Here is an 8,912-nt window from a genome sequence, read left to right as displayed (position 1 = left end):
AGCGAAGCGGAGCGATGGCGTGAGCGAGCGGAGCGAGCGAACCAGCAGGCTCGGTAGCGTGGCGCCTCGCGCCGTCGCGAAGCGAAGCGGAGCGATGGCGTGAGCGAGCGGAGCGAGCGAACCAGCAGGCTCGGTAGCGTGGCGCCTCGCGCCGTCGCGAAGCGAAGCGGAGCGACGGCGTGAGCGTGCAACCGGGTTGGTATGTCGATCCTGCCGACACCGAGACGCGGCGGTACTGGGACGGCGAGGGTTGGCTCGGCGCGCCCATTCCCGTCGACGCCACCCCGCCGGACGGCCCTCCGCCGGCCGAGCCGCCGCCCGCGCCGGTCACCCCGGCCGAGTCTCCGACCTCCGGTCCGGCGGCCCCTGGCTCCGAGGCCGCCGCAGCGGGCTGGCCTCCACAGCAGGGCCCGCCCCCCGGGTACGGCCCGCAGTCGGGCTACCCGACGCCGCCGGCGCAGGGCCCCGGTCACGGCACACCACCGGCACCGGGCCAGGACTGGGGGCCGCAGTCCGGCCCGCCCGGCTGGGGTCCGCAGGGCGTCCCGCCTGGCTGGATGCCGCCGGCTGGTCACCCCGGCTGGCCGGGACGACCACCCGAGCCACGACCGCACGGCCTCCGACTGGCCGGCTACGGCCGCAGGCTCGTCGCCCGCCTGATCGACTTCGGCATCGTCTTCGCCCTGAACGTGGTCGTCAACGGCTGGTTCGTGTGGCGCTGGGCGCAGGAGTGGGCACCGTACTGGCAGGAGGTCTTCCGGCGCGCGGCGCGCGGCGACACGTCCGCGGAGGGCCTGCCGATGCCCGGTGAGCAGGCCGGGTCCCTGTTGGTGGCGATCCTGCTCGTCGCCACCGCGCTGTGGCTGGCGTACGAGGTGCCGACCATGGCCTCCGGTGGGCAGACCGTCGGCAAGCGGGTGATGCGGATCCGGGCGGTGCCGATGACCGCCGACCAACCGTTGGGTCTCCGTCGGGCACTGAGCCGGTGGAGCACGCTGGGCCTGCCGACTCTGCTCTGGTACTGCCTCGGGCTCGGCCTGGTGCTGCAACTTGTCGATGCCCTCTCCCCCCTCTTCGACCACCCCCTGCGCCAGGCGCTGCACGACAAACGCGCGCAGACGGTGGTCGTGGAAGTCCCGTTCCAGACCGAGTCCGCCCCCTCGAACGACCGCGACCAGCCCCCGGGAGACACCCCATGACCGACTCCGGACGTCACCAGCCGGCACTGCGGCTGACCCGCGTCGACCTGGACGCGCTGCCCAGCTACGTGCCGGGGCGCAGCCCCGCCGACCTGGCCCGGGAGTTGGGCCTGCCGGAGGCCATCAAGCTGGCGAGCAACGAGGTGCCGTACGGGCCGCTGCCCGGTGTGGTGGAGGCGGTCACCGAGGCGATCGCCACCTCGCACCGCTACCCGGACATGGGTGTGGTCGCGCTGCGGGACGCGCTGGCCGAGCGGTACGGCGTGGACGCCGACCGGATCGCCACCGGCTGCGGTTCGGTGGCGCTCGCCGAGCACCTGGTGCGGGCCACCTGCCTCCCCGGTGACGAGGTGCTCTACTCGTGGCGCTCCTTCGAGGCGTACCCGATCATCGTGGCGACAAGCGGCGCGACGAGCGTGCGGGTGCCCAACGACGCCGGGCACGGGCACGACCTGGCGGCGATGGCCGCGGCGGTGACCGACCGCACCCGGGTGATCTTCGTCTGCAACCCGAACAACCCCACCGGTACGGCGGTACGCCGGGCCGAGCTGGACCGCTTCCTCGACGCGGTGCCGGACGACGTGCTCGTGGTGATCGACGAGGCGTACCGGGAGTTCGTCACCGACCCGGAGGTCCCGGACGGGCTCGACTACCTGGACCGGCCGAACGTGGCGGTGCTGCGCACGCTGTCGAAGGCGTGGGGGCTCGCCGGGCTGCGGATGGGATGGCTCGTTGCCCAGCCGGTGGTGGCCGCCGCCATCCGCAAGGTGGCGACCCCGTTCTCCAGCAGCACGGCGGCCCAGGCCGGGGCGCTCGCCGCGCTGACCCAGGTGACCGAGATGGAGCGCCGCTGCGCCCTGGTCGTCGCCGAGCGGGACCGGGTCACCGAGGCGCTGCGCAAGTTCGTGCCCGAGGTACCGACGAGCCAGGCCAACTTCGTGTGGCTGCCGTTGGGCGAGCGGGCCGTGGCGTTCGGCAAGGCGTGCGAGGCGCGCGGGGTGATCGTGCGACCGTTCGCCGGGGACGGTGTCCGGGTCACCATCGGCACTCCGACCGAGAACGACGCGTTCCTGGCGGCGGCCGAGGCAGCGCTGGCCTGATCGTCCGGCCCGGTCCGCCCGAGCGGGCGGACCGGGTGGGCCGCCCGGGTCAGCTCAGCCGGGGTGCCCGCAGCGGCGTCTGCCGGCGGCGGCGCACCACGAGTAGCAGGCCGACCAGGAGCACCAGGCCGACGATGAGCGAGGCGCCGACGATCATCGACAGGTCGTCGAGGCCGAAGGTGCTGGCCGGCTCGCCCGGGTCCGGGAAGGTGATGGTCGCGCTCGCGGTCTCCTTGACCAGCCCACTCGTCAGCGTCAGGTCCGCGCGCCACGGGCCGTTGGGCAGGTTCGGGGGCAGCGCGACGGTGACCGACCCGGACTGCGCGGGGCCCAGGGTGGTCCCGTCGACGACGTCGAACGGGCCGGCCCGTACCCCCGCCGGCCCATCGGCCAGCGCGAGCGTGCCGGTCAGGTCCAGCGCCCGACCGCCGGTGTTGTTGACCGCGACGGCCAGGGTGGCCTGCCCCTCGGCGGTTCGACCGGCGGTGAAGGCGCCGATGGCGAAGCTGGACGCCGGCTCTCCGCCCGCGCCGACGTCGAGGTAGACCCGGATGCCCACCCGGTGCACCTGGGTGACGTTGCCGCCGTCCTTGGGCTGGGAGGTGACGGCCGCCCAGATCACCGCGTACCGCTCGCCGGCCGGTGCCTTCTTCGGCACCGTGATCGTGGCGGTCAACTCCGACTCGTCGCCGGCGCCGAGGGTGACGGTGGAGCGGTCCAGCGATGTCCAGGAGGACAGCTCGTTGGCGCTGCGGCCCTCGCCGAACCGGAACTGTCCGCCGTCGACTGTCGCGGAGGCCGGGTACAGCTCCAGGCGGTACCGACTGTCGGAGCGGTTCACCACCTTGAGCTGGCGACTGATCGTGCTGCCGGGGGCGAGGTGGTCGATGATGTACGTGTGGGCGCGCGGGTCCGCCCGCCGATCGACAGGTGCCTCCAGCAGTTGGATGCCGATCCTGTCCCGCTCCGGATCGGGCGCGGCCGCCCCGGCGGGTGCCGGGGCAGCCGGGGTGGCGGCGAGCAGCGCGGCAAGCGCCGCCACCGCCAGACGAGGCCCGAACCGGTCAGGCCACCGAATGTGTCACCGTCCCGGTGTAGGTGCCGACGATCGCCGACGCGGGGATGTTGACGTTGAGCGTGGGCGACCAGGCCACGCTGTTGGTGCCGGTGCCGCCGGTGTGGGTGAAGGCGACGAGCGGGTTGACGGTGTCCAGCGGTTGGGCGTTGGCCGAGGTCAGCTGGCCGGGTGTGAAGGTGCCGTTGCCCTGTTGCTCCGCCCCCGGGCCGGACCAGTAGTCGATCTGGCTGGCGAGGATCCGCTCGCTGGGGCTGCCGCCACCGGTCTCGAAGTGGGTCGAGGTGACGGTGGCGGTCCACGACGCGTCGGGGGCACCACGCTGGTCGGTCACCCGCACGGTGCCGATGGAGCCGCTGAGGACGGTGCCGGGCAGGCCACTGCCGAGGCTTGCCGTCTCGGGAGCGGTGATGTCGAGGCCGGCACCGACCACGTTGAACGTGACGACGGTGCTGTCGGTCGGCGCGGCGACCGCGGGGGTGGCCAGCGCGAGGCCCGCCCCAACGGCTACGGCGGCGCAGGCCGCCATACGAAGAGAGCGCACAGACTTCCTCACTTCCAGTTCGGTAACGCCGGTTGGCGGCGGCCACATCAGCCACACGTCCACTTTATGGCCGGGTGTCCGTATTGCACGAGTTTGTACTTTAAGTACCTCTTACGCGACCGAATGCACGATCGTCGCCTGGTACGCGCCCACCACGAGCGACGGATCCACCGTCACGGTGAGGCTCGGATTCCACGTCACCTCGTTCGGCCCGGTGCCTCCGGTCCACCGTGCGGCGATCTGCGAGGCACCCAGGGCCGCCCCCGGCTGCGGCAGGAACGTCCCGGTGCCGATGCGCTGCACCGCGGGACCCGAGGAGTACGTCACCGAAGCACCCGGCACCACCCCACCGCCACCGCTCGTGAAGCTGGTGATCGAGACCGTCGCCGTCCAACTGCCGGACTGCGCGCCGCGATCGTCGGTGACCACGACGGCGCCAAGCTCTCCATTTGCGGTAGGTGCGCCCACCCGGACCGTGGGCAGCGCCGCCGTCTCCGGCGCACTTATCGAGAGGCCGGAGCCCGCCGCCGGACTGACCACCACGGTGACCCGCCCGGTGGCCCGGCCGTCACCCGGGTCGCGGACCGTGTACTCGAAGGTGTCCTCGCCGGCGAAGCCCGCTACCGCCGTGTACGTGCACCGCACGGTGCCGCACACGAAGCTGCCGTGCCCCGTGCTGCCGGTCGCCGGCACGACGGAGAGCGGGTCGCCGTCCACGTCGGTGTCGTTGGCGAGCACCTCCACCGCCACCGGTGCCGCGCCCGCCGTCGTCGCCCGGTCGACCACCGCGACCGGCGGGTCGTTGACGGCGGTGACGGTGATGGTGCCGGCCGCCGAGGCCGACCGCCCGGACGGGTCGGAGACGGTGTAACCGAAGCTCACCGGCCCGTTGACGTTCGGCGCCGGGACGTAGCTGCACGCACCGGAGGCCGCGCAGGTCAACGTCCCCTGCGCGGTTGGCGTCGGCGTGACGGTGAAGGTGACCTCGTCCCCGTCCGGCTCCACCACGTAGTCGCGCAGGGCGAAGGTGAGAACGGTGTCCTCGGCCGTACCGACCTGGACCGGCTGTGCCTGCGGGCTGTCGTTGATGTCGGTCCGGGTGGGGTCCCCCACCCCGGCCGCCGCCGGGTCGTCGGTGAGATCCGTGTAGATGGTGCTCGACGTCGGTGATCCGTAGCTGATGCTCGCCTGGTTGGCCACCGTCACACCGGGTGCCGGCGAGTCCACGACCCGAGCGCGGAAACGCACCGTGTTCACCGCGCCCGTGACGAGCGTGCCACCCGCCGCGGCCGTCGCCCCGGTGCCGAGATTCACCAGCACCCGGTTACCTGCCGCGACGTAGCTGGCCTGGTCGTCACCGGCCGCGTCGGTACGGCCGACACCGTTCACGCTCAGGGACCCTGGCACGTACGTGGTGACCTGCGGGATGGCGTCGGTGAGTTGCACAGTGGTGGCGTTCTCGTTGCCGCTGGAGGTGACGGCGACCGTGTACTCGAGTTGGTCGCCGGGTTCGACCCGGCTCCCGCCGCCCACCCGACCGACAGTCTTGGTGGCGATGACGTCCGGTTCCAGGATGTCGATCGCGGTGAAGAGCGCCATCGGCTCGTACGACTCGCCGCCGGTGCTGAACGCGACGGTGGCGGAGGTCTGCGCGTTGCCGATCGAGCCGGCCGGCGCCGCCAGGTAGTCGATGTCGAAGCCGAGCTGGTTGGCGTAGTTCGGGTTCTTCGCCGTCACCCGGGAGCCGAGCCGGGTGATCGAGCTGTTGAAGAAGTTGGTCGCCGGGTTCAGGGCGTCGTTCAACGCGACACCGTTGAACGAGATCCCGTCCCCGGTCAGCCCGGCGTCCCCCTCCGAGGCGATCGCCCCGATGCGCGCCGTCACCGCACCCGAGCTGGGGGTACGGAAGCCGGAAATGGTTGTTGTGACCCGCGAGTCGGCGGCGGCGGAGCTGATCTCGGCGTACCCGTCGAAGACCGCCAGGTTGCGAAGCGGCTGGGCGGGATCGCGGATCGCGGCGACCAGGGCCCACCCGCCGCGCGCGTTGGCGCCCAACGTGGTGGTGAGGCCGCCAACCGTGTAGCTGCCGCTGCCGGTGACGAGCGAGGTCACCTCGGTGAACGCCGAGTACGCGACCCCACCGTTGGTGGCCACCCTGCCGGTGCTGACCTGCCCCTGGAGGGTGGCGTACGACTGGCCGGGAGGGGCGAGCCGGATGCTCGTGCGTCCGGGGTCACCGCTCGCGGCGCTGCCCATCCACCAGAGACCGGCCCAGAGCACGGTGGCCCCGGTCGGCACGGTCAGGGTGGCGCTGCTGGAGTTGGTCGTCGCGGCGACGCTGTCCACGTCCACGTAGCGAGCGGTGAAGTCGTTGTTGTTCGCGGTGGTGCTGGCCTGCGCGGTGGCACACGGGCCGGTCGGCGTCGAGCAGGTCACCAGCGTGTTGCCGGCGAATATGACGTCCCCGCGCTCGCTCTCCTGGAAGCGCGGGGTGAACGTGCGGACCAGCGCCGCCGAGGCGGGCTGCGCGGGCAGCATTACCAGACCACCGAGCAGCACGAGCATGGCAGCGGCCATGGCCGCCATTCGTCGGAGAAACCGCATTGAGGCTCAGCCCTTCAGTCTGCTGTCCGCCGTCTAGCAGTCTGAAGGATCTATCGTGCTTTTTGTCCGTTTTAACCTAATCGGTCGAGTGCCGCCGGCGCAGCAGGACCCCGCTGACCACAAGCGCCGCACCAAGCAGAATCAGGACGAGAACCGATGACCCCACACCGGTGACCGGCAGCTCGCCGCCGTGCTGCGGTGAGCGGGTCGGCGGCTGCGGCCGGGCGGTCTCGGTCGGTCGCGCCGTCGGCGTGGGCGGCTGGGTGGGTGGGGCCGTGGTCGGTGCCGGACGCACCTCGAACGTCACTCCGGTGCCGGCGCTCGGCGCCACCCTGCCGGACGGCTGGCCGGCGGCGTTCGGGGCGCCCGGCGCGAGGAGCGCAGCCGCGAGGACAACGAGCGCGACCAGGCCCAGCCGGCCGGCGACCGGGATCGCGAGCAGTCGTCGGTACAGCATGTCGGTTACCCCCGGATCACGCACAGTGATGTTGAGGGGACCCTATCGCCGAACGTGAACCAGAACCGTGATTGCCGGTTCCCCGGCCTCAGCTCACCACCAGGATCACCGGTTCGGACGACAGGAAGTACCGCTGGTCATCGGCATCCGGGTCGACCGGCCGCCGGACTCGTTCCACCGCCACGTATCCATCGTCGGCGGCGACCGCGCCGGCCGTCCAGCCGGTGCCGTCCGAGCCGACGTTCAGCCGGAAACGGGACAGTTGCGCGCCGGTCACCGGGTTCAGCGTCACCAGGTCGTTCTCCTCGGTGAGCAGGTGCAGCCGGCCGGGCTGGACGGCGAGTACCCGCGCGGCCGGTCCGAGGCCACCGAAGCGCCACCGCTCGGTGCCGGTCCGTGCCGAACGGCCCACCGCGGTCCCGTCGAGCACCGTCACCGCCTGTTCGTCGACCAGGGTCGTGTCGGCCGGGTCCAGCGCGGTGGCGGGGGCGGGCTCGCCCGCTCCCATCAGCCAGCCCCGACCACCGGCGTCGCCCGGCCCGGCGGTCCGCAGGCCGGAGCAGTCCGAGTGGCCGGTACGACAGCCGAGCGGAGTCACCACCAACCCGTTCGGGGCATCCGCCGGCCGCCAGCGCGACTGGACCGCGCCGGTGGCCGCGTCCCGGAACTCGACAGCGGCCGGCCCGGCGCAGGTGTCCAGGCCGATCAACTGGCCGGTGCGGGTCGTGCCGACGTCGCTGCGACAGGCACCGGGCAGGTCGACCCGCCACAGTTGCCGACCCTCGGTCAGATCGATCCCACGCGCCTCGCGGTCGCCGGTCACCACCAGCAGCGTCCGGCCGTCCGGCAGGCCGGCGCGGTAGAGCCCAGGCGGATCCCAGACGGTGGCTGCCCCGGTCCGTCGCACCATTGCGTCGGTCTCGGCCGGCACCGGGCCGTCGGCGCGCCACAGCACCCGACCGGTGGACGCGTCGAGCGCCACCACCCGGCCGTCGGACCAGCGGCTGACGACGGTACGACCGCTGGCCACCACTCCGGTCAGCTCGGCCGGCCACCGCCGGTACGACCAGAACGGCGAGGTCCGGTACCGCCCGTCGACCGGCCGGTCGGCGTAGACCTGGCGGTGTGCGGCGTACACCCGCAGTCGTCCGTCGACGATCAACGGGGCGACCGGCAACCGACCGACCACGCCGGCAGCCGGTGTGGCCCGGGCCGGATAGTCGGCCCGCGCCACGGTGCTCACCTCTGCCGGCGCGAGGACCCGGTGGACGATGACCGCGACCGTCGCCGTCGCCAGCAGGGCCGCGACCGCGATCACGAGCCGTCGCCGGGCTCTCGGGAACCTCATGCCGCACCTCCGCCCGGCACCCTACCCAGCGCAGGGGGTCGGACCCCGTTCAGGTCACGGCGACGGGTGGCAGGTGGGCGCTCAGGCGGCTTCGACGGAACCGATCGCACCCGCGGCGGCGGCAAGATCGTCGAGGTCGCGACGGAGCGCGGCCTCGACCGCCCGCGCAACCAGCCCGCCGAGCAGCAGCGCCACCACCCGGCCGTACGGAGCGGTCGGCACCGCCTCGTGGGTGACGGTGACCGCCGTGCAGCCCCGACGGCGACGGCGGACCGGGCGCAGGCTCCAGGTGATCCGGTAGTCCGCGCCGGCGCCGGAGGAACAGAGCACCAGTCGCTGCGGCGCGTGCGCCTCGACCACCAGGAACTCCTCGGTCAGCGTGCCGCCGCCGGGCTGGACGCGCTCCTCACGCCAGGAGGTGCCGGGCCCGAACGCACCAGGGGTGAGCACCTCGATCGGGCCGGCCGCAGTGAGCCGGGCCGATCGGCCGGGCAGGTCGGTCAGCAGACGCCAGACGTCGACAGCGTGCGCCTCGATGATCCCGGTAATCGCCACCGTCGACATGCCACCCTCCCGTGTCCCCGA

Annotated in this window: 8 protein-coding genes; 2 read left to right on the top strand and 6 right to left on the bottom strand. The window is 72.8% G+C overall.

Annotated elements, in window-relative coordinates:
- The first annotated feature begins 179 nt into the window (after window positions 1–179).
- The gene (locus tag AB0C15_RS31700; RefSeq protein WP_357358268.1) at window positions 180–1,199 is read left to right on the top strand and encodes an RDD family protein; all 1,020 of its coding nucleotides are present in this window, start codon (window positions 180–182) and stop codon (window positions 1,197–1,199) included.
- Window positions 1,196–2,299, top strand: a complete 1,104-nt coding sequence (gene hisC, locus AB0C15_RS31695; protein WP_357358266.1) for a histidinol-phosphate transaminase — start codon at window positions 1,196–1,198, stop codon at window positions 2,297–2,299. The genes AB0C15_RS31700 and hisC overlap by 4 nt, the downstream gene beginning before the upstream one ends.
- A gap of 49 nt (window positions 2,300–2,348) precedes the next feature.
- Here hisC and AB0C15_RS31690 read toward each other — a convergent pair whose 3' ends face one another.
- From AB0C15_RS31690 to AB0C15_RS31665, 6 genes are all read right to left on the bottom strand, one after another.
- Entirely contained in the window at window positions 2,349–3,341 is a 993-nt protein-coding gene (locus AB0C15_RS31690; RefSeq protein ID WP_357358264.1) for a hypothetical protein, read from the bottom strand.
- Window positions 3,342–3,363: 22 nt separating this feature from the next.
- Window positions 3,364–3,918, bottom strand: a complete 555-nt coding sequence (locus tag AB0C15_RS31685; protein ID WP_357358262.1) for a hypothetical protein — start codon at window positions 3,916–3,918, stop codon at window positions 3,364–3,366.
- Between the two features lie 111 nt (window positions 3,919–4,029).
- A complete protein-coding gene (locus tag AB0C15_RS31680; RefSeq protein ID WP_357358260.1) occupies window positions 4,030–6,495 on the bottom strand; it encodes an Ig-like domain-containing protein in 2,466 nt (821 codons plus the stop codon).
- Window positions 6,496–6,598: 103 nt separating this feature from the next.
- Complete coding sequence (locus tag AB0C15_RS31675; RefSeq protein WP_357358258.1) at window positions 6,599–6,979, bottom strand: LPXTG cell wall anchor domain-containing protein; 381 nt, start codon at window positions 6,977–6,979, stop codon at window positions 6,599–6,601.
- An 88-nt stretch (window positions 6,980–7,067) separates the two neighbouring features.
- Window positions 7,068–8,327 (bottom strand): PQQ-binding-like beta-propeller repeat protein, encoded by a 1,260-nt coding sequence (locus AB0C15_RS31670; protein WP_357358256.1) that lies wholly within the window; start codon window positions 8,325–8,327, stop codon window positions 7,068–7,070.
- Window positions 8,328–8,408: 81 nt separating this feature from the next.
- Complete coding sequence (locus tag AB0C15_RS31665) at window positions 8,409–8,891, bottom strand: SRPBCC family protein (RefSeq protein ID WP_357358254.1); 483 nt, start codon at window positions 8,889–8,891, stop codon at window positions 8,409–8,411.
- Between the last annotated feature and the right edge of the window lie 21 nt (window positions 8,892–8,912).

The sequence above is a fragment of the Micromonospora sp. NPDC048835 genome, assembly GCF_040649995.1.
In the GTDB taxonomy this organism is placed as follows: Bacteria; Actinomycetota; Actinomycetes; order Mycobacteriales; family Micromonosporaceae; genus Micromonospora.
This window is presented reverse-complemented; position numbering and strand designations above follow the sequence as displayed.